Genomic DNA, 19,596 nt, shown 5'->3' with positions numbered 1-19,596 from the left:
CATTGACGAGACTAAGATGAAAAAGACCTTACTGACCTTCAGCCTTCTCCTGTTACCACTCACTTTTACTGCTGCTCACGCGGCCTCTGACCTGACCGGTTGTGCAGCCAAAAAGCAGGAGATTGAGACCCAGCTCTCTTTTGCCCGCCAGCACAATAATACCCATCAGGTTGCCGGCCTTGAAAAAGCGCTGAGCGAAGTAAATCAGAACTGTACCGAAAGCAGTCTGCTAAAGCAGGGTCAGGAAAAAGTGGCAGAGAAAAAGTTGAAGGTACAGGAACGCGAACAGGAACTGGCTAAAGCGAAAGCTGAAGGCCGCAGCGCCAGCAAGATCCAGAAGCGCGAAGATAAACTGGCTGACGCTCGCCAGGAACTGAAAGAAGCCGAGCAGGCTCTGCATCAGTAAAACTCATTCTGGCCAGCCACTGCGCTGGCCCGTTATTCTCCCTTCCCCAGCCCTGACCCTCTCTCCTTTCTAAATACCTGATTAGCCTGCGCTATTAACGTCCAATCCATTACTTTATGTAATCCTTTGATTACTTATTCTCATGCACTTAATTGGTGCAGCAAAGTCAACATGGTTACGATCAATTATTTAACTTTTTGAACACCCTCAAAGATTTGAAAGATAGCGATATTTCCTGTCCTATGCAGAAAATACGCACTCCACGCGCATCTTTATTCGTCTGTAAGGGGTCAGCAATACTAATCTATTCACTCACCCTGCCCCAAAACAGGGCATTACGGCGTTGTGGCATGGCTGATGCCACATCTTATTTGTTTCAGGAGTGTTAGATTATGTCGGCGCAATGCAATGCGCTCTCCATCCACGGCTCCACACAATAAATAACTTCATTAAGAAAGGTTTTTTATGGATAAGTTATCTTATGCGTCTGAAAGCAGCACATCTGCCTGGTCCACCTATTTACAGCAAATCGACCGGGTTGCGCCCTATCTGGGCGATCTTTCACGTTGGATAGATACTTTGCGTCATCCAAAACGTGCGTTGATTGTTGATATTCCTCTCCAGATGGATGATGGCTCAATTCGCCATTTCGAAGGCTATCGCGTTCAGCACAACCTTTCGCGCGGCCCAGGAAAAGGCGGTATTCGCTACCATCCGGATGTCGACCTTAATGAAGTGATGGCGCTCTCCGCATGGATGACCATCAAATGTGCGGCGGTTAACCTGCCTTATGGCGGCGCTAAGGGCGGCATCCGCGTTGATCCGTTCAAACTGTCCGACGGTGAACTTGAGCGACTGACCCGCCGTTACACCAGCGAGATCGGCATCATCATCGGGCCGCAAAAAGATATTCCTGCGCCAGATGTCGGGACCAACAGCAAAGTGATGGCGTGGATGATGGATACCTACTCCATGAACCACGGCACAACGATTACCGGCGTTGTCACGGGCAAACCGATTCATCTGGGCGGTTCACTGGGGCGTGAAAAAGCCACCGGTCGCGGCGTGTTTATTACCGGACGCGAAGTGGCACGCCGTGCAGGTATTGAAATTGAAGGCGCACGCGTTGCGGTCCAGGGTTTCGGTAACGTCGGCAGCGAAGCGGCACGCCTGTTTGATGAGGCGGGTGCTCGTGTGGTAGTGATTCAGGATCACACCGCGACGCTGTTTAATGCCGATGGCATCAACATGGCTGCCCTGACCGAATGGCAGATCGCCAATAAGCAGATTGCCGGTTTCCCTGGTGCGCAGAGCATTGATAAAGAGGCGTTCTGGACCACAGGGATGGATATTCTGATCCCGGCGGCACTGGAAGGTCAGATTACCCGCGAGCGTGCTGAAGTCCTGAGCTGCAAAATCGTGCTGGAAGGCGCAAACGGCCCGACCTATCCGGATGCCGATGACATGCTGGCCACCCGCGGCATTATCGTGGTGCCGGACGTGGTCTGTAATGCCGGTGGCGTGACCGTCAGCTACTTCGAGTGGGTTCAGGACATGGCCAGCTTCTTCTGGAGCGAAGATGAGATCAATCGTCGCTCAGACAAGATCATGACGGAAGCGATGGTACACGTCTGGGAAAAGTCGAAGGAGAAAGATTGCTCGCTGCGTACCGCGGCCTATATCGTGGCCTGTGAGCGTATTCTGATGGCGCGTAAAGATCGCGGTATCTACCCGGGTTAATGCCTGTGGCGCTGTTGCCTGCAGCAGCGCCCTTTTCCCTGACTACTTCATCAGCACCTGAAACTTCGGATTAAATTCATCGAAAATCGGTAAAGCGGCGGCGCCGAGAGCGGCTGTATCGCTGCCGGTCATGCCAATTTTTAGTCGCATATCGTTAAGATAACGTCCGCGCACCGACTGATAAAGCGGCGGCAATCGCTGCACCATCTGCTCCAGCAACGGCGCAGGCATCATCCCGCCAATAATCACCGCCTCAGCATCAAACACCGACTCCAGAATATTGATCGCCTGACGCAACGGCGTCGTCACATTCTCAATCCATGCGGTAAAACGCGCGGGTTCAATCTGTAACAGATCTTCGGGCAGCGCCCGCATTGGATCGAGACCGCAGAATTCATAAGCGGCCTGCAGCGAGACGTAACGCTCGAGGCAGCCCTGATTTCCGCAGTAGCAGTCGCGACCGCCCGGCTCGACCACAATGTGTCCGATTTCGCCCGCATTATGAGCGTGGCCGGTATAGATATGACCATCGGTGAAGATCCCCGCGCCCAGGCCGGTGCCGATATAGAGATAGATAAAGGAGTTCAGGTGGCGCGCTGTGCCGTGAAAGCGTTCGCCTATGGCGGCGACCGTAGCATCATTTTCCAGCGTCACCGGCAGACCGCTAATGGTGGCGAGTTCAGCCTCGATATCGACCTGCTCCCAGCCGTTCAGCGTGGTCGGCCCCACTGATGAAATGCCCTCCACACCAAAAGGCCCTGGCATCACCACGCCAATCCCCAGCACTTTCTGCCACTGAGTACCCAGGAAGGCGCGCATCTCCTCCAGCACGCTGGCAATGCACGCCAGGGTGGCAGCAGGCTGGGGCTTTTGCACCAGAACGAGGCGGCGGAAACGCACTTCGCCGCTGAGATCGACCAGAACCAGCAGCAGCGTCTGGTGATCAAGATGGATGCCGATCGACCAGGCACTGGTGGAATTGAGCGTAACCGGAATTGAGGGCTGACCACGCCCGCTGCGGCGCGGCTGGCGGCTGGTCAGCAGTTCGGCCTGCTCCAGTTCCGCCACGATATTCGAGACGGTCTGCGGCGTCAGCGCCGTCATGCGGGCCAGTTCGGCACGGGTCAGTTCACCGTGCAGGCGAATGGCTTCAATCACCACACGTCGGTTATGCGCCCGCGCATGTTCAAGGTTGGTACCCGAGGTTTTCATGTTGTTTTCCATTTCAGCGGGACCCGACAGTATTGGTCTCCGAAAGCATTCGGGCAAACAATATCTTTGATGCTGCACGCAATTCTCGCGCATCAGGATAGGCAATTTTGCCATAAAAGCGCAGTCTGAGTTTCAGCGTTGTTACGGCTTTGTTGCTATGCCCTCCGGCACTGTGGCACGCCGTTTGCTTAGATTCAGACAGGTCAGTTCACCCACTGACCAAAATTACGCCCCCGATTAAATCAATCAAATTGATTTAATTAACCGACAGCCTGTTGCTGCACAGTGGAGAAGACCATGTCACAGCGTTACACACCCCAACTAAAAGCCGGTTTTGCCGCCTTACTGATGTTAAGCGCAGGCAGCGCGGCGGCGGCCAGCCAGATCAATGCCCTGTTTATGACCCAGGCGGCGTATAGCGAAAATGATATCCGCGCGATGACGCAAAATTTTCAGAAGCAGCACCCGGATGTCAGCGTCAATCTGGAGTTTGTTCCTTATGAGGCGCTGCACGACAAGATTGTGGCGGCGCGTGGCGCGGGCGGCAATGGCTATGATGTGGTGCTGTTCGATGCCATCTGGCCAGCGGAATTCGCCCGTTTCGATCTGCTGCAGGATGTCAGCGCACGCATTACGCCAGAGGATAAAGAGAAGGTCTTCCCGGGCGCGATGAACACTGTGGTTTACAAAGGTAAAACGCTGGGTATGCCGTGGATTCTCGACACCAAATACCTTTACTACAACAAAGCGATGCTGGCTAAAGCGGGCATCACCACGCCGCCACAGACCTGGCAGCAGGTGCTGGATGACGCGAAGATCATCAAGGATAAAAAGATTGTCACCTGGCCGCTGGTCTGGAGCTGGTCCCAGGCTGAGGCGCTGGTGTGTGACTACACCACGCTTGTTTCAGGCTTTGGTGGTCAGTTCTATCAGAACGGCAAACTTAACTTCTCCAGCCCGGCTTCACTCAAGGCGCTTAACCTGATGAAAAGCTCGCTCGATGAGGGCCTGAGTAACCCGGCGTCGCGTGAATATCTGGAAGAGGATGTGCGTAAATCGTTTTCTAATGGCGATGCGGCTTTCGCGCTGAACTGGACCTACATGTACAACATGGCGAACGATCCGAAGCAGAGCAAAGTGGCGGGCGACGTTGGGATCATGCCTGCGCCCGGCGATGCGCCAGGAAAAGTGGGGGCGGTAAACGGCTCAATGGGGCTGGGGATCACCAAAGGCAGCACCCATGCCAACGAGGCGTGGCAGTACATTCAGTACATGACCTCACAGCCGGTACAGAATCAGTATGCGAAGCTCAGCCTGCCGATCTGGAAATCCTCTTATCAGGATGAAGCAGTGAAAAAGGATCAGGAGAGCCTGATTGCCGCGGCGGACAAATCGCTAAACGTGATGCTGTCACGTCCGGAGACCGCTGACTATTCCCGTCTGTCGAACCAGCTGCAGCAGCAGTTACAGCAGGTGTTGCTGGGTAAAGCCCCGGTGCAGGACGCGATGGCGACGGTTGATAAAAGCGCCGCCCGGCTGCGTTAAGGAGTCACGATGCTGAGTTTGCGTCAACGCGAACAGCGTCAGGCATGGGTGCTGCTGGCACCCATGTTGCTGGTGATGCTGCTGTTAACCGCCTGGCCTCTGCTGCGTACCATCTGGCTCAGCTTTACCGATGCTGCGCTGATTGGCAGTGGTGAAACGCCTGCCTGGATTGGGCTGGAAAACTATCTCTATGCGCTTAGCGATCCCGACTTTCGGGCGTCGATCTGGCGCACACTCTATTTCACCCTTGTGTCTGTCACCGTTGAAGGGATTATCGGCGTGCTGGTGGCGCTGCTGCTGAATCAGAAATTCATCGGGCGCAACGTTTTGCGTGTACTGGTGATTCTGCCGTGGGCGCTGCCGACCATCGTCAATGCCATGATGTGGCGGCTCAACTTCAACCCTGACTACGGCAGCATCAATGCCCTGCTCAGCCAGCTCGGTATCATTGACGGTTATCGCAGCTGGCTGGGATCGCCGGAGGCGGCGCTCAATGCGGTTATGTTTGCGGATATCTGGAAAAACTATCCGCTGGTCACCCTGCTGGTGCTGGCGGCGCTGCAGTCGATCCCCGAGGATCTGTTTGAAGCGGCACGACTGGACGGTGCCTCCGCCTGGCGGCGTTTCCGGGCGATTACCTTCCCGGCGATTGTTGCACCGCTCGGCGTCGCGCTGGTGTTACGCACCATCGATGCTTTCAAAATCTTCGACATCATCTACGTGATGACGCGCGGCGGCCCAGTGAACAGCACCAAAACCCTGAGCTTTTTCGTTTATCAGGAGTCGTTCAGCTATCTGCGTGCCGGCAGCGGTGCCGCCTACGCGATACTGATGACCCTGATGTGCGCCCTGCTGATCACGCTCTATCTGCTGATGTTATGGCATCAGCGCCGCCGGAGTACCGCTTATGAAAACTAAACTGCGACGGGTCCTGCGTTACGGGGCTGCACTGCTGGTCGCCGTCAGCATCCTGGCCCCGATGGGCTGGCTGTTTCTGATGAGCGTCAGTTCCGCCAGCGATCTCTCCCGCGTGCCGCTGGAGTGGCTGCCGCGTCAGTGGGATTTCAGCCGCTATCAGGGGCTGATTTCGCTGGCACCGAATCAGCCCGGCAACGTTTTTCTGCACGCGCTGGGTAATAGTTTGCTGGTGGCGACGGTGGCCACAGCGATCTCGCTGCTGCTGGCGATACCTGCGGCGTTCAGCTTCTCACGCTACAGTGGTCGTGATGCCTGGCTTTCCGGCGCTCTGGCAATCTATATGGTGCCGCCCGTGGCGTTTGTGCTGCCGCTCTACTTTCTGCTGCAACAACTGGGGCTGCTCAACACCCGTCCCGGCCTGGTGATGGTCTACTGCTCACTGATCCTGCCGTTTCTGACCTGGATGCTGAAGAACCAGTTCGACTCACTGCCACGTGATATCGAACAGGCAGCACGGCTTGATGGCCTGCGCTTCTGGCAGGTTCTGCTGCGCATTACGCTGCCGCTGGCAAAGCCGGTGCTGGGCGCTGCCGCGCTGTTCGGCTGGCTGCTCGCCTGGGATGAGTTTTTCTACGCGCTGCTGTTCACCAGCAATATTTCGGCACAGACCCTGCCGGTCGCCATTGCCGGTTTTACCGCCGGACGCGCGACCGATGACGGGCTGATCGCGGCAATCGGCATTCTGGCTTCGGTGCCGCCACTGTTTATTGCCATCTGGTTGCAGAAGACGCTGGTCAGCGGTCTCACCAGCGGCGGAAGTAAGGGATAATTATGGTCACTACCCTCACGCCCACCCTCTATGTGGTGGGCAATATAAATGTTGATTTAATCATGAGTACGCTCAGCGACTGGCCGCAGCGCGGCACGGAAGTGATGCTGCAGCACAGTGAGTTACGTCCCGGCGGGTCCGCAGGTAACTGTGCGCTGGCGCTGGAGGCGATGCAGGTGCCGCATCGGGCCATTGCCAATCAGGGCGACGATGGCTTCAGTCACTGGCTCGCCAGTCACTTTCCTCATAGCGCTGCATACTGGCCGCGCTATGCCTGTGAAACCTCGCTGACGGTAGGCGTGACCCATCCCGATAACGAACGCTCGTTTCTCAGCAATCACGGCCATATTACCGTGCTGACCGCGGACGATGTGCTGGCCCAGTTGCCGTCGCAGGCGACGTCGGGCGACATCGTCCTGCTGTGCGGCACCTTTCTCTGTCTGGAACTCTATGATCACTACCCGGCGCTGCTGGCCGCGCTGCAACAGCGTGGCTTCTGTGTCGCCGTGGATACCGGCTGGCCGCCTGCGGGCTGGAGCGATGGGCTTCGCTTACAGATTGGCAACTGGTTAGCGGACTGTGACTGGCTGCTGCTGAATGAGGTGGAAGCGCTGGGCTTATCGGGCGCAGAACTGCTGGATGAAAGCGGTAAACAGCTGGCGGCCCGGCTCAGTGGTCGCGGCGGCTGTGTGATTAAGTGTGGCGCAGAGGGCGCACGTCTCTGGTCTGCCGCCTCTGTGCAGTATGCTGCTGCCCAGCCGGTGACGGTGGTAGATACCATTGGAGCCGGTGACAGTTTTAATGCCGGTTTTCTTACTGCACTGCTCTATCACCAGCCATCGCACACGGCGCTGCGCTGGGGCATTGAAGTGGCATCACAGGCGATAAGCAGCTCTCCGCGCCGCTATCCCAGCTGGCAACAACTCCAACTATCAAATGAGGTGCGCTGAACATGGCCAGTGTTGAACTTGTACAGGTGGCGAAGCGCTACGGTAAACAGAGCGTGCTGCACCCGCTGGATTTAACCATTCCTGATGGCAGTTTCACTGTGCTGGTCGGCCCCTCCGGCTGCGGCAAATCAACCTTGCTGCGGCTGCTTGCCGGTCTGGATACCGTCTCTGACGGGGCGATCATGCTGGATAAAAAACAGATTAACGATCTCGATCCTGCTGACCGGGATATCGCCATGGTGTTTCAGAGCTATGCGCTCTATCCGCATCTCACCGTCGCGGAGAATCTGGCGTTTCACATGCAGGTGAAAAAGGTGAAGCGCGAGGAGCAAAAAAGCAAAATCGCCCGCATTGCCGGCATTCTCGGCATCGATCAGCTGCTGCAGCGTTATCCAAGAGCGTTGTCGGGTGGACAGCGGCAGCGCGTGGCGATGGGCCGCGCCATGGTGCGCAATCCGCAGGTGTTTCTGTTTGATGAGCCGCTTTCTAATCTTGATGCGCAGTTACGCATGGAGCTGCGGGCCGAGATTAAGTCGCTGCATCAGCGTTTCAAAACCACTATGGTCTATGTTACCCATGATCAGGTTGAGGCGATGACGCTGGCGGATCAGATTGTAGTGATGAAAGAAGGGGTCATTGTGCAACAGGGTGCACCGCTGGCGATTTATGACCGCCCGGTAAACACCTTCGTGGCGCGGTTTATCGGGTCACCGCCGATGAATCTGCTGGATGCCCGTTTCCAGACACGCGATGGCCTGCCTGGCGTCTGCTGTGGCGAGCAGTGGCTGCCGTTGCCGCGTCGCTGGCACAGTGCGGCACAGCAGCAGGCCGATCAGCCGGTCACGCTCGGCGTACGTCCGCACGATCTGATTTTTGATGCCAGCGGGCAACCGGCGGCGGTCAATATTGTTGAGATCACCGGCGAATCGACCCTGCTACATCTGAAATGGCAGGGTTTCCCGCTGCATATGCAACTGACCGGCCGCAGCGATGCCGTGCCTGGCGGCACGCTGCCGGTGACCGTTAATCCGGATAAAATGCATTTGTTTGATGCCAGCAGCGGCATGCGGCTGACGGAACAGTGATAAAAATAAACCCGCCAGCGGTAATGTCAGTCAGTTAAGCGACAGGTGATAACGCAGTCTGGTGCCGGGCCTGCTCTGAAACTTCAGTGTGTATTGTTAAAAAAGGGCACGAGAGTGGAGGCCTGAGCGCCTCTGCTGCTGAAAGGGCTATCCGCAGCGCTGAGGCGTGACGGTGGGCCAGAAGTCCACGCAGGGAAGCGTGGACAGGTCGGGGCCGGCCAGGGAGGGCCGATCCCCGAACGGTTCGTCGGCACGACGTCAAAGCCGAAGGTACCGCGTGAGCGGCGCGAGGACGGCCCGGCAGCAGCAGAGGTGCGCTGGCCCGCACTGCGGCTCGCTCGCCCGGAAAAAAAGGCTGTCACGTTTAACCGTGACAGCCTTTACAAATCTAATCTTAACTGATCAGCATTGCGCCAGCGGCGGGTTTTTTATTTTGTGAAGCAGAGTCTGGATCAGGAAACATACGCCTGCTTACGCCAGATGAAACTGCTCTACCGTCTGTGACAGTTGCTGCGCCTGATCTTCCAGCGAACTGGCGGCAGCCGACATCTGCTGCACCAGCGCGGCATTCTGCTGGGTGACGCCATCCATTTCATTGACGGCAATCGTTACCTGACTGATGCCACGCGCCTGTTCGCTTGATGCTGTAACAATCTCACCGATAATCCCCTGCACCGAATTCACCGCCTGCATCATCTCCTGCATGGTTTTACCGGCATCGTTTACCAGCCGGACGCCGCTCTCGACCCGCACGCTCGACTCTTCAATCAGTGCGCCGATCTCTTTCACCGCGTTCGCGCTGCGCTGGGCCAGATTACGCACTTCAGAAGCCACCACGGCAAAACCGCGTCCCTGCTCACCGGCGCGTGCAGCTTCTACAGCCGCGTTCAGCGCCAGAATATTGGTCTGGAAGGCGATACTGTTAATCATGGTGGTAATGTCGCCGATCTTTTTCGAACTGTCATCGATCTGCGCCATGGTCTGCACCACCTCACCCACCAGCGAGGCACCACGACTGGCGATGTGGGTAGCGTTTTCAGTCAGGCTGGTCGCCTGCTGCGCGTTATCGGCATTCAGGCGAATCGTGGCGCTGATCTGCTCCATGCTGGCTGCGGTCTGCTCCAGCGCGGCGGCCTGTTGTTCGGTGCGTGACGCCAGATTGAGGTTTCCGCTGGCAATTTCACCCGCCCCCTGGCGTACTGATTCACTGGAATCTTTAATCTGCCCGACAATCTGCCGGAGCTGGCTTTGCATGGTATCCAGGGCGAAAAAGAGGCTGCTGCGATCGCCGTTTTTCACCACAATCGCGTTATCCAGCTTGCCATCGGCGACGGCCAGCGCAATATGCGCCGCTTCAGCCGGCTCGCCACCAATCGGACGCAGCACTTTACGGCTGAACAGCATGCCCAGCACCGTCCCGACCAGCAGAACGCTCACGACCATCAGGATCACCGCCCACATCAGCTGCCGGTTTGAGGCGGCCATCACCTGACTGACCGGTGCCACCACGCCCAGATACCAGGGTTTGTCGCTGTTACCTATCATCACCGGTTGCCAGGTGACTAAAGCGTCTTCACCCAGCACGGCATCAAATCGCTGGACGACTTTCGACGTAAAACCCTCTTTTTCGCCTTTCCAGGGCTTCCCGGCTTCATCTTTCACCGGCGAAGAGACCACATTCCCGCCGTGAGAAAGCAGCAGCGCATAGCCGCTTCCCTGCCAGGGTTTGATCTGATTCACTTTCTGTTGCAGTGATGCCAGTGAAATGTCAGAGGTAACGATCGCCTTTAAGGTGCCCTGATCGATAATCGCGGCGGCGACGGAGGTGAGCAATGTTGGCACGCCGTTATAGGCATAGCTATAGGGTTCGGTGAGCGTATCTTTTTGTGTTTTTTGCGGGATCAGATAGTAATCACCCTGACCCGGTGTCAGATAGGAGAGCAGCGGATGCATCGAGTAATTACCTGACGCGTCACGATCGACAAAAAAGGCATAACGGCCCTGCGGTGCCTGACCCGGCTGTGAAGCGAACTCGGCATCACGGCCATCAAACGCATTCTGTTCAAATATCACTGACATCGACAGATAGTCAGGGTTAGCACGCAGCGCATACTCCATCACCTTATCGGCCGCTTTGCGATCGGTAATACCAACGTGGGGCAAGGCAATCAGACTTTGTCCAAGGTGACTCGCGACATCACGGGCATGGCTCAATTCCTGCTGCACCTGTAAGGCACGGCTCTGCGCAATCTGCTGCAGATATTGTTCGGCCAGCGCCTTCTGCTCTTTACCGGATTGCCAGCTGAGAACGCCAATCGTCACGGTAAATCCCAGCACTATCGTTAAACCACCCATGATCAGCATCTGGGCACGGGTACTCATTCTTTTCTTATGTGTTAACTGACTGACCATAGTGCTTCCCCTGAAATTTACCTGGCTCAATACCTCCTTGTAGTTATGGTGCTCCTGAGATCATCTATCGGCGGCGTTTTTTTGAACTTTAATGGCCATTTCCCCGCCGTGATGGGGGTCTCACAGCGCGTGACTACGGGAAGTTGATCGCAAAGGGATTATGGCGCTGCGAATGAACGGCCTTTTTTTGATCTGCAACAATACTGGTGCCCGCCATTACTGTCAGTTTATGTCAACAGTTGCTGTAGCCCCCTTATCGCAGTGGAGATAGAACAATGATCGGTAAATCAGGATTAGCTGTCGGGATGGTTGTCTGGCTGGCGTATGTCGCCTGGATCGTTCACTACTATTCAGACACATTTATGCAGTTCTCCCGCTAAGCAAACAGGACCTTCGGGTCCTTTTTTTTGCCCTCACTTCAGCCGGGTTGGCCTGTGAGCCCAATATTCGCTATTATCGACTCATTCTGTGAGCCGAATAACCTTCTTTATTCGGCTCATCCACCCTTAGCGTGAGCCGATTATGAGCGTTACCTGGATCTGGCAACAGCCGGACTGGCCCCATTTTCAGTGGCAGGACGCCGTGCTGTTACCGCGCCTGCGCCATCTGCAGCAGCAGCGCGGATTGCTGCTGGGCCGTGCCAGCCTGCATTCAGACAGTGAAACCCAGACGCTGGATACCCTGCTGAGTAATATCCTCTCCTCTTCCGCGATTGAAGAGGAGCGGGTCAACGTGCAATCGGTCCGCTCATCGCTGGCGCGTCGGTTAGGCGTGACGGAAGAGCAACCCTATCCGGTCTCTGATCGTTCAGAAGGCCTGGCCGCCATGATGCTGGATGCCATCAACAACCGCAGCCAGCCGCTGACGCCTGAGCGTCTCTGTCAGTGGCACCGCTGGCTTTTCCCCGCCGATGAGTGGACGGTGCAGCGCCTGAGCGTCGGCACGCTGCGCGGCAGTGAGCCGATGCAGGTCATATCAGGTCGCATCGATCGTCCCACGGTGCATTTTGAAGCGCCGCCGCGACAGGGGCTGGAGCCGCAACTGAACCAGTTTATTGAGTGGTTCAACAGCAGTCAGCATGATGTGATGCTGGACCCGTTGCTGCGCGCCGCCATCTGCCACCTCTGGTTTGTCACCCTGCACCCTTTTGATGATGGTAATGGTCGTATCACGCGTGCGTTAACCGATCTGGCGCTGGCGCAGGCCGACAGTCAGAGCATCCGGCTGTATGCCATGTCACCCGCCATTCTGACGCAGCGTGCCGGTTATTACCGCATCCTTGAGCAGACGCAGAAAGGCGGCCTGGATATCACTCACTGGCTGGTGTGGTTTCTTGATATCCTGGATGAGAGTCTGCAACAGGCGATGAACGTCATCGATCGCACTCAGATGAAAGCGCGTTTCTGGCTGCGGCATCAGGGGATGGGATTGAGTCCGGAACAGGTGAAAGTGTTGAACCGGCTGCTGGATGGCGGCGAGCAGGGTTTCGAACTGGGGATCAGCGCCAGTCAGTACCAGAAGGTCGCCAAAGTGAGTAAAGCCACCGCGACCCGTCATCTGACCGATCTGGTTGAAAAAGGCTGCCTTTACCGGCTCGAAGGCGGAGGCAGGAGTACCCGCTATCAGGTTAACACCCACGAGACGCCCTGAGCCGGGCTGTTTTGACTGCTAACCGGGAGTACATCGCGATCGTTGTGATGTACTCCTGAGTGCGGGAATTACTCTTTAAGTGAAGCCCCGTTGGTCGCAATGACCTCTTTATACCAGTAAAAGCTTTTCTTCCGGCTGCGGGCCAGCGAACCTTCACCAGTATCATCGCGGTCAACATAAATAAAACCGTAACGCTTAGACAATTCGGCTTTTGATGCGCTGACAAGATCGATAGGTCCCCAGCTGGTATAACCCATGACCTCCACGCCATCGTCAATGGCCTCACGCACCTGAACCAGATGATCGTTGAGGTAGCTGATGCGATAATCATCCTGCACGACACCCGTTGCATCCGGTATATCTTTGGCGCCCAGTCCGTTCTCAACAATAAACAGCGGCTTCTGATAACGATCCCACAGCAGATTCAGTAAGGTCCGCAAGCCCACCGGGTCAATCTGCCAGCCCCATTCAGAACTCTGCAGGTGAGGATTGGGCACCATGCTCAGAATGTTACCCCGCATCTGCTGATTCAGTGCTTCATCGGCGGTCACGCAGCCGGACATGTAATAGCTGAACGAGATAAAATCGACGGTCGACTGGAGTATCTGGCGATCGGCATCCGTGATATCCAGCTGAATATTATTCTCGCGAAAGAACCGCAACATATAGCCCGGATAAACACCACGGCACTGAACATCGCCAAAAAATTGCCATTTCCGGTTCTCCTGCAGCGCTTCCAGCACATCATCAGGCTTACAACTGAGTGGATAGACCAGCCCGCCCAGCAGCATATTGCCAATGCTGGCGTCCGGGTTAATCTCGCGGCAGGCTTTTACCGCCAGCGCACTGGCGACCAGTTGATGATGAATCGCCTGATACACCTCAGCTTTGCTGCTGGTTTCAGGCAGACCCACGCCGGTCATCGGCGCATGCAGAGACATGTTAATTTCGTTAAAGGTCAGCCAGAGTCTGACTTTCTTCCTGTAGCGGGCAAACACCGTACGGGCATAATGCTCAAAGAAGCCAATCACCTGACGGTTACCCCAGCCACCATACTGCTTCACCAGGTGCCAGGGCATCTCATAATGTGACAACGTAACAAGTGGAGTAATGTGATGTGCGGCCAACTCGTCGAATAGCCGGTCATAAAAGGCCAGACCGGCCTCATTAGGTTGTTGCTCGTCACCGTTCGGAAAGATGCGCGTCCATGCGATTGAAACCCGCAGACAGCTGAACCCCATCTCTGCAAACAGCCTGATATCGTCCGGATAGCGGTGGTAAAAGTCGATCGCGATGTCTTTGAGGCTTTGGCTGCCCTCAACGCGCTCCGATACCGGGCCAAAGATTCCCTGTGGCTGAACGTCTGAGGTTGAGAGGCCTTTGCCCTCTTCTCGCCATGCGCCTTCAACCTGATTAGCGGCAATAGCACCGCCCCATAAAAATGAATCCGGGAAAGTTTTCATCCTGTTCTCCTTTTATTGACGAGTGACGCTGAGTAAAGGCGTACCTGCAGTGACCGCGGTCCCTGCCACAGTCATCACCTCAGGATACTCATCGCTGTTAGTGATAATGATCGGTGTTGCCAGGTCATATCCGGCATCAAGAATGGCCTGACGATCGAACTCCAGCAGCAGATCGCCGGCCCTGAATGTGTCGCCCACTTTTACATGTGCCGTGAAAGGTTTGCCGTCGAGCCTGACGGTATCGATACCCACATGGATCAACAGCTCAATCCCGCTGTGACTCAGGAGTCCTATTGCGTGTCGGGTCTGAAACAGGGAGGCCACCTCACCCGCAAAAGGCGCAATGACTTTATTATCAGAAGGGATGATGGCCACACCCTGTCCCAGCAGGCCACTGGCGAAGGTTGGATCGGGAATCTGACTAAGCCCCAGAACGGTGCCTGTCATTGGTGACAGAATGTCATCTTCGCCAGGGGTAATCGGGAGCGCTGCGTCTGGCGCCGTGTTTCGGGGCATACCGGCTACCAGCGTCATGCCGCAACCCAGTATCAGCGCGAGTAGCGTCCCGGCAATACCGCCCCATAACGTGGAATCCACACCGCCAGGTGGGATCATCTGTGCGATGGTAAAAATGTTGGCAAAGCCAAATGAATAAACGTGGGTGCTACTGAAGCCAACAATAGCACCGCCGATAGCGCCCGCCACACAGCCAAAGATAAAGGGACGGCGCAGCGGCAGATTAACGCCATAGACGGCCGGTTCAGTGATACCAAAGATCCCTGCGGTCACGGATGAACCCGCCAGCATCTTCTGCCGCGCATCCCGACTGCGCAGAAACACCCCCAGCGCCGCGCCAACCTGGCCCATGACAGCAGGCAACAGCATGGGCAGCATTGAGTCATGCCCCAGTACGGCAAGATTGTTGATCATCAGTGGCACCAGTCCCCAGTGCAAACCAAAAATCACACAGACCTGCCACAACGCGCCCAGGGCGGCGCCAGCCAGCCAGGGTGCCAGCGCATAAATCCACTGGTAGCCGTTCGCCAGTATCTGACTTAAGCCCGTGGCCAGTGGGCCAATCACCAGGAAGGTCAGCGGCACGGTGACGCTCAGGCAGATCAGTGGCGCAAAGAAGTTTTTCATGGAGGCGGGAAGTCGCCGGCTGCTCTGTTTTTCCAGCCAGCAACTTACCCAGGCAGCGAGAATAATCGGGATAACCGACGCACTGTAATTAAACCAGGTTACAGGGATGCCGAGAAACGCGTCCGTCATTTCACCGGACTGCTGGCTGGCATTAAAAGCTGCAATCATCGTCGGGTGGGTCAGCGCCCCGCCAATCACCATGGTAATAAAGGGATTGCCGCCAAATTTCTTCCCGGCGGTGTAGCCCAGCACCAGAGGAAAGAAGAAAAACAGGGCATCACTGGCTGCAAACCAGATTTTATACGTTCCACTTTCAACAGAAAGCCAGCCACAGACCACGGCCAGCGCCAGCAAACCTTTTAGGATCCCTGAGGCGGCGAGAATGCCGATAAACGGGGTAAAAATGCCTGACACAATGTCGATCAGATGGTTGAAAACATTACCCCCGGTCTTTTCCCCTTCTGTTGCTGCAGAAAGCTCATCAGCCAGCCCCGCTTCACTACGCACAGCCTGCCAGACATCATGAACGTGGTTGCCAATCACCACCTGAAACTGCCCGCCGCTTTCAACGACCATAATAACGCCCGGATTTTTCTTTAGTCCTTCAGCGTCGGCTTTATGGTTGTCTTTCAGTTTGAAGCGTAACCGGGTGGCACAATGAACCAGACTTACGATGTTCTCCCGGCCACCAATATGGCTGAGGATATCCTGCGCCAGCGTGTGATATTCCATCTCGATTTCCTTACAACCGATGCCTGCGGACATCAGTTAACTGAGCCAAAAATGAAAAAAACCTGAGAACGTCCTCCTTTCAGAGTTCGCGCTCAGGTTTTGCCTGCGTTAAGCAGTAACAATCCGGTTTATAGAGCTTATTGCCCCTCTTTTCTCACCCGTTCGATGTTAATGGCGAGAAACATGATCTCTTCTGCAGTCAGATCACGCTGATAGCTTTGTTGCAGATGCTGCGCGATTTTCACCGCACATTTCCAGGCTTTGGGATAGTTATCTTTTACTGCTGTATGCAGCGATACATCGTCATCGTTCACCACGGTACGCGTCAGCATCCGCTGAGCAAAAAACTTCAGATGAGTGACAAAACGCTGGTAACTCAGCGACGATTCGATGTACTCCAGCTGCAGTTGATACTTCACCAGTTGCAGAATCTCCTGCATAACCCGGGTGACATGCATCACTTCCGGCATTTCATTATTGAGCTGCGCCGTCACCAGATGTAGCGCGATAAAGCCGGCTTCATCCTCCGCCAGTTCGACATTCAGACGACGGGAAATGATAGCCCTGGCCTCCTGACCCAGTTCGAACTCTTTGGGGTAGAGGCGTTTGATATCCCATAGCAACACATTTTTAATTGCCAGACCTTTTTTCTGCCTTTCAATGGCAAAGTAGCAGTGGTCGGTCAACGTGATATACAAGCTCTCCTGCAATGTCCCCAGACGTTGTGTTGCCAGATCAATAATGCGGTCGCAGGTGGTCATCACTTCAGGAGGGATCTGGTGTAACAACTCCTCAAGACGACGTACCAGCAGATCACTTTGCAGCGCAAATACCTTCTCAATGTGCGCAGCGTTGAGACTGTCACCGATGCGCTTCTGGAAAGCCAGTCCACGCCCCATCACGACCTGTTCGCGTCCCTGCTCATCCTGAACCATCACCACGTTGTTATTAAGAATTTTGGCGATTTTCATCGGAACCCCAGAAACAAAAAAACCTGACATCCGACAGAGGCCAGAAGTCAGGTTTTGCCTGCCTAAGCAGTAACAATCCAGTTCGGGAACTCTATCAGTTTTAGTCGTGACCTCAATCTGTCAGGGCAAAAAGCGTGACAGCGATCGAAATCCTCTTATTAACTTAAAAAGTGACTACCGTGTTGAGTTCAGTCACCCAGGCATCCTGCGTGTGGCGATACCCGCCGGACGAGACCAGTATTAAAGCCGGGGGTGCGGTTCCGGGCAGCAAAAGGGGTATGACGCTCAGCGGAATGAAAACTCACGTTATGGGAGGAAGATAGTCATGCGAGGAAGGTCGTCTGAAAAATCGACTAATGGACTGCAGTGTTCATTAACTGCCATTTAGCGATTAAAAACACACCGCTTTGAACGCTTTTGTCACTGATCACAATGTTTTGATTTATCGGACGAAAAGCCCTTAATGTGTGAAATCGTTCTGTTGAGCGTCAGAGCCCGTTATGCAGGGTAAAAGAGTGGAAGGAAGACTATCTGTAAAAAAGTTAGCAGGAGAACAGCTCAAACCGCTATTCAGAAACAGCAACGCCGGAAGGTTCGCTTCCGGCGCTGTTGAGATTACGCGGCTTTAACGGCGCGTACTTTCTTTGCAGCAGGCTCTTCCTGCGGCTCATCCGCGCTATCGTCTGAGACAGCTTCTGGCTGAGAGACGGGTGCTGCTGCCGCTTCCGGCAGTTTGCTGGTGCGCAGAATATGCTGAACCGCATCTTTTTGCTCTGCAATCAGCAGACCCAGCGTTTCTGCCTGAGATTCATCCAGTGCAGGTTGATGCTGTAACAGCCAGTCGGTGAAGGCTTCGGCCATATCGAGCATTTTGTCGTAGGCATCGGCCTCTTTCTTATTGGCAAACGTCATCTTCTCTTCACCCTTTCTGACTACTACAAATTTTGTTTCAACAGCCATCTTTTCGCCCCCAGGTACTGTGTATACATACAGTATATCATGCCGATCCTGCTTTGCCAGCAGAGAATAGAGTTTATCGGTTGTGCACGGGCTAACCTTAACCTGGCACAGGCTTTTTTCATTTTTCCTGACACATTCTCCGCCGCGAGGGTCGGCGGCTACACCAGCAGCTCTTCAAGAAACATCGCCAATGCCTTACGGGGATCGTCCTCTTCCGAGACGATCACCTCGATCCCCCACTGCCCCAGCACCTCTTTGGCCACCGGGTTGTTCCGGTTAGTGAACAGGTAGGATTTTGGCCGGGCGGTTGCCAGCCCGGTGCGGCCCCACATCTTGGTCAGACGGTAAAACAGCAGGCGAATATTGAAATCACTGATGCTGTAGCCGACAAACAGTACTGAGTTGCCCATCACATCGTGAGTCAGTTTAATGTCGAGCGGCGAATCAAAATAGAGGCGTTCAAAATAGCTGCTCTCATCGAGCACGATTGAGGTGTCATCATCAAAATCACCGTGCAGCTTGATGATGTGACGCTTATCTTCGGTGAGAGAGACCAGGTCCGCGGCGTTGGCCACTTTGTAATAGGGTACGCCGTGCGCTTCATGCGCCGCTTCCAGCCAGCGATCGTAATTGGTGGTGTAGATACGCGAAAAGTTACCCTGGGTAATCATGGTATGAATTTCAGAAGAGCGGACATCAATATCGGGGCGATGCCATTCGCGATCCATCCAGCTGCGCAGCGGGCCAAGCGAACCTTTTTTCTGTTTGTAATACTCCGCCAGCGACAGGTGCGTGCCATAGGTATTAAAGATTTTTGGATCGTAACCCAGCTCATTAGCAAGATGCGCAATCAGTTCATGCCACTCGGGCAGGCCAAAATTGCGCGAAATACCGGCACCGGCAAACAGAATCAGTTTGCCGGAATCATAGGCGCGTTTGAGTTCAGGTTTCATGCCATGCCCCGCGAGGTTTTTAAAAAGGTGGCGAAGCGATCCAGCGCGATGCGCCGCATCGAGATCTCATTCTTGAGTTCGCCCATTTCAGCAAACGTCTGCTCATAGCCTTCGGGAATAAAGACGCAGTCCCACTGGAAGCCACGCGTTCCGGCAGGTTTCGCGGCGATGGTGCCGCGCAGTTCACCCGAAAACTGGTACATTTTGCGGCCATCGCAGTAGCCCAGCACCGTTTTGGCCGTCACGGCCTGGCTGTCGAGCCCCTGCACCAGTGCGGTAAAGCGCTCAGCGTCCAGGCGGTTCCAGAAGATGCGGGTCAGACCGGCGGGCAGGCCATTGAGGCCATCCAGATAGAGGCCTGTATGCTCTACAAATAGCGGTCGCCCAATCAGCGAAAAGGCTTTGGTCAGTTTGTCGCGCACCAGGTCGAGTTCGTTTTCAGTCTGAATTTCTTCGATGCGACGGGCGATGGGCAGAACTTCGACCCCGACAGGTTCGAGTATTTTGCGCACCTCCGCCAGCTTTTGCTCATTGGCAGAAAGGAATCTGATTTTCATGGGGCTTCCAGGTCAATTACTCCGCCACACAGTGAGGATTTTACGGAAACAGGCGGGCAGGATAAATCAC

General features: G+C 55.1%; 16 protein-coding genes. 8 read left to right on the top strand and 8 right to left on the bottom strand.

From position 1 onward, the window contains the following. Positions 1 to 16 precede the first annotated feature (16 nt). A complete protein-coding gene (locus tag ACX8ZY_RS20490; RefSeq protein WP_158149892.1) occupies positions 17 to 406 on the top strand; it encodes a DUF1090 domain-containing protein in 390 nt (129 codons plus the stop codon). A gap of 465 nt (positions 407 to 871) precedes the next feature. Beyond that, positions 872 to 2,146, top strand: coding sequence for a Glu/Leu/Phe/Val family dehydrogenase (locus tag ACX8ZY_RS20485; RefSeq protein ID WP_010247095.1), 1,275 nt, complete (start codon positions 872 to 874; stop codon positions 2,144 to 2,146). Positions 2,147 to 2,188: 42 nt separating this feature from the next. Here the strand turns inward: ACX8ZY_RS20485 and ACX8ZY_RS20480 are convergent, their stop codons facing one another. After that, positions 2,189 to 3,358 (bottom strand): ROK family transcriptional regulator, encoded by a 1,170-nt coding sequence (locus ACX8ZY_RS20480; RefSeq protein ID WP_158149891.1) that lies wholly within the window; start codon positions 3,356 to 3,358, stop codon positions 2,189 to 2,191. Between the two features lie 297 nt (positions 3,359 to 3,655). On the opposite strand from ACX8ZY_RS20480, the gene ACX8ZY_RS20475 reads away from it, so the two are divergent. The 5 genes from ACX8ZY_RS20475 to ACX8ZY_RS20455 are packed head-to-tail and all read left to right on the top strand — an operon-like array spanning position 3,656 to position 8,685. Continuing rightward, positions 3,656 to 4,903, top strand: coding sequence for an extracellular solute-binding protein (locus ACX8ZY_RS20475; RefSeq protein WP_022624333.1), 1,248 nt, complete (start codon positions 3,656 to 3,658; stop codon positions 4,901 to 4,903). A gap of 9 nt (positions 4,904 to 4,912) precedes the next feature. After that, positions 4,913 to 5,821: a carbohydrate ABC transporter permease gene (locus ACX8ZY_RS20470; protein WP_459261336.1), complete on the top strand. Its 909-nt coding sequence runs from the start codon at positions 4,913 to 4,915 to the stop codon at positions 5,819 to 5,821. Beyond that, on the top strand, positions 5,811 to 6,650 hold the full coding sequence (locus tag ACX8ZY_RS20465) for a carbohydrate ABC transporter permease (RefSeq protein WP_022624335.1): 840 nt from the start codon (positions 5,811 to 5,813) through the stop codon (positions 6,648 to 6,650). The genes ACX8ZY_RS20470 and ACX8ZY_RS20465 overlap by 11 nt, the downstream gene beginning before the upstream one ends. A 2-nt stretch (positions 6,651 to 6,652) precedes the next feature. Continuing rightward, positions 6,653 to 7,600 (top strand): carbohydrate kinase family protein, encoded by a 948-nt coding sequence (locus tag ACX8ZY_RS20460; protein WP_033760463.1) that lies wholly within the window; start codon positions 6,653 to 6,655, stop codon positions 7,598 to 7,600. Between the two features lie 2 nt (positions 7,601 to 7,602). Continuing rightward, the gene (locus tag ACX8ZY_RS20455) at positions 7,603 to 8,685 is read left to right on the top strand and encodes an ABC transporter ATP-binding protein (RefSeq protein ID WP_158149888.1); all 1,083 of its coding nucleotides are present in this window, start codon (positions 7,603 to 7,605) and stop codon (positions 8,683 to 8,685) included. Between the two features lie 471 nt (positions 8,686 to 9,156). Here the strand turns inward: ACX8ZY_RS20455 and ACX8ZY_RS20450 are convergent, their stop codons facing one another. Beyond that, positions 9,157 to 11,097, bottom strand: a complete 1,941-nt coding sequence (locus tag ACX8ZY_RS20450; RefSeq protein ID WP_061703154.1) for a methyl-accepting chemotaxis protein — start codon at positions 11,095 to 11,097, stop codon at positions 9,157 to 9,159. Positions 11,098 to 11,619: 522 nt separating this feature from the next. Between ACX8ZY_RS20450 and ACX8ZY_RS20445 the strand changes: the two genes are divergently transcribed. Next, positions 11,620 to 12,747 (top strand): Fic family protein, encoded by a 1,128-nt coding sequence (locus tag ACX8ZY_RS20445; RefSeq protein WP_287060789.1) that lies wholly within the window; start codon positions 11,620 to 11,622, stop codon positions 12,745 to 12,747. A 68-nt stretch (positions 12,748 to 12,815) separates the two neighbouring features. Here ACX8ZY_RS20445 and ACX8ZY_RS20440 read toward each other — a convergent pair whose 3' ends face one another. The 6 genes from ACX8ZY_RS20440 to ACX8ZY_RS20415 form a co-directional block, all read right to left on the bottom strand. Beyond that, positions 12,816 to 14,210: a glycoside hydrolase family 1 protein gene (locus tag ACX8ZY_RS20440; protein WP_320513544.1), complete on the bottom strand. Its 1,395-nt coding sequence runs from the start codon at positions 14,208 to 14,210 to the stop codon at positions 12,816 to 12,818. Positions 14,211 to 14,222: 12 nt separating this feature from the next. Then, a complete protein-coding gene (gene bglF / locus ACX8ZY_RS20435) occupies positions 14,223 to 16,085 on the bottom strand; it encodes a PTS beta-glucoside transporter subunit IIABC (protein WP_346553101.1) in 1,863 nt (620 codons plus the stop codon). A gap of 137 nt (positions 16,086 to 16,222) precedes the next feature. Beyond that, complete coding sequence (gene licT / locus ACX8ZY_RS20430) at positions 16,223 to 17,056, bottom strand: BglG family transcription antiterminator LicT (protein ID WP_158132327.1); 834 nt, start codon at positions 17,054 to 17,056, stop codon at positions 16,223 to 16,225. A gap of 615 nt (positions 17,057 to 17,671) precedes the next feature. Beyond that, the gene (locus ACX8ZY_RS20425; RefSeq protein ID WP_022624344.1) at positions 17,672 to 18,016 is read right to left on the bottom strand and encodes a YebG family protein; all 345 of its coding nucleotides are present in this window, start codon (positions 18,014 to 18,016) and stop codon (positions 17,672 to 17,674) included. 158 nt (positions 18,017 to 18,174) lie between these two features. Continuing rightward, positions 18,175 to 18,969: an SIR2 family protein gene (locus ACX8ZY_RS20420; protein WP_010247078.1), complete on the bottom strand. Its 795-nt coding sequence runs from the start codon at positions 18,967 to 18,969 to the stop codon at positions 18,175 to 18,177. Then, on the bottom strand, positions 18,966 to 19,526 hold the full coding sequence (locus ACX8ZY_RS20415) for a non-canonical purine NTP pyrophosphatase (protein WP_010247077.1): 561 nt from the start codon (positions 19,524 to 19,526) through the stop codon (positions 18,966 to 18,968). Before ACX8ZY_RS20415 ends, ACX8ZY_RS20420 begins: the two co-directional genes overlap by 4 nt. Positions 19,527 to 19,596 lie beyond the last annotated feature (70 nt).

The sequence above is a fragment of the Pantoea sp. XAF26B01_ASV70 genome, from assembly GCF_054512635.1.
The sequence above is the reverse complement of the archived record's forward strand: the minus strand, read 5'-3'. Positions and strand labels throughout refer to the sequence as shown.

What these genes read in the sequence shown, in the direction of transcription:
- ACX8ZY_RS20490 (WP_158149892.1), top strand. Translation starts at nt 17, where the DNA reads ATGAAAAAGACCTTACTGACCTTCAGCCTTCTCCTGTTACCACTCACT.
- ACX8ZY_RS20485 (WP_010247095.1), top strand. Translation starts at nt 872, where the DNA reads ATGGATAAGTTATCTTATGCGTCTGAAAGCAGCACATCTGCCTGGTCC.
- ACX8ZY_RS20480 (WP_158149891.1), bottom strand. Translation starts at nt 3,358, where the DNA reads ATGAAAACCTCGGGTACCAACCTTGAACATGCGCGGGCGCATAACCGA.
- ACX8ZY_RS20475 (WP_022624333.1), top strand. Translation starts at nt 3,656, where the DNA reads ATGTCACAGCGTTACACACCCCAACTAAAAGCCGGTTTTGCCGCCTTA.
- ACX8ZY_RS20470 (WP_459261336.1), top strand. Translation starts at nt 4,913, where the DNA reads ATGCTGAGTTTGCGTCAACGCGAACAGCGTCAGGCATGGGTGCTGCTG.
- ACX8ZY_RS20465 (WP_022624335.1), top strand. Translation starts at nt 5,811, where the DNA reads ATGAAAACTAAACTGCGACGGGTCCTGCGTTACGGGGCTGCACTGCTG.
- ACX8ZY_RS20460 (WP_033760463.1), top strand. Translation starts at nt 6,653, where the DNA reads ATGGTCACTACCCTCACGCCCACCCTCTATGTGGTGGGCAATATAAAT.
- ACX8ZY_RS20455 (WP_158149888.1), top strand. Translation starts at nt 7,603, where the DNA reads ATGGCCAGTGTTGAACTTGTACAGGTGGCGAAGCGCTACGGTAAACAG.
- ACX8ZY_RS20450 (WP_061703154.1), bottom strand. Translation starts at nt 11,097, where the DNA reads ATGGTCAGTCAGTTAACACATAAGAAAAGAATGAGTACCCGTGCCCAG.
- ACX8ZY_RS20445 (WP_287060789.1), top strand. Translation starts at nt 11,620, where the DNA reads ATGAGCGTTACCTGGATCTGGCAACAGCCGGACTGGCCCCATTTTCAG.
- ACX8ZY_RS20440 (WP_320513544.1), bottom strand. Translation starts at nt 14,210, where the DNA reads ATGAAAACTTTCCCGGATTCATTTTTATGGGGCGGTGCTATTGCCGCT.
- bglF (WP_346553101.1), bottom strand. Translation starts at nt 16,085, where the DNA reads ATGGAATATCACACGCTGGCGCAGGATATCCTCAGCCATATTGGTGGC.
- licT (WP_158132327.1), bottom strand. Translation starts at nt 17,056, where the DNA reads ATGAAAATCGCCAAAATTCTTAATAACAACGTGGTGATGGTTCAGGAT.
- ACX8ZY_RS20425 (WP_022624344.1), bottom strand. Translation starts at nt 18,016, where the DNA reads ATGGCTGTTGAAACAAAATTTGTAGTAGTCAGAAAGGGTGAAGAGAAG.
- ACX8ZY_RS20420 (WP_010247078.1), bottom strand. Translation starts at nt 18,969, where the DNA reads ATGAAACCTGAACTCAAACGCGCCTATGATTCCGGCAAACTGATTCTG.
- ACX8ZY_RS20415 (WP_010247077.1), bottom strand. Translation starts at nt 19,526, where the DNA reads ATGAAAATCAGATTCCTTTCTGCCAATGAGCAAAAGCTGGCGGAGGTG.